This window comes from Liquorilactobacillus ghanensis DSM 18630, assembly GCF_001435235.1.
Classification (GTDB): domain Bacteria; phylum Bacillota; class Bacilli; order Lactobacillales; family Lactobacillaceae; genus Liquorilactobacillus; species Liquorilactobacillus ghanensis.
This window is the reverse complement of sequence record NZ_AZGB01000020.1, coordinates 1-352: the sequence shown is the minus strand read 5'-3', so window position 1 is coordinate 352 and position 352 is coordinate 1. Positions and strand designations below refer to the sequence as shown.

Sequence of the window (352 nt, the reverse complement as noted above, 5' to 3'; positions counted from 1 at the left end):
ACTTATTTCTTCGCTTTGATTTCCAGTTTGCTCTGGATCGGTAAAAGAATTATCAAGCAAGGATAATTGGCCTGGGTTTTCCATTTTTTCAGAATGCCGACCATATAACTTGTTTGTTAAATATGCAACTTGTTCATTAAGCTGTTTAATTTCTTTCATTAGCTCTCTATTTTGCCGAAGTGTTTCTTGTAAAAGCTCTTCAGTCTTAGACATCGCGGATCACCACCATTCCTCATGTAATGATTTGAGTTTATCATTTATTGCCGTTGATAACTAGTATATTTTGGTGGTTTTGTTTGTCGAATCGATGATTCGACAGCCCAACCAGAAAGTAGACGTTCTAATTGTTTGG

1 protein-coding gene is annotated in these 352 nt (G+C 36.1%); it reads right to left on the bottom strand.

From position 1 onward, the window contains the following. A partial coding sequence (locus FC89_RS09185) for an IS66 family transposase (protein WP_057872267.1) occupies positions 1-213 on the bottom strand: 213 nt, incomplete at its 3' end. Positions 214-352: the final 139 nt, after the last annotated feature.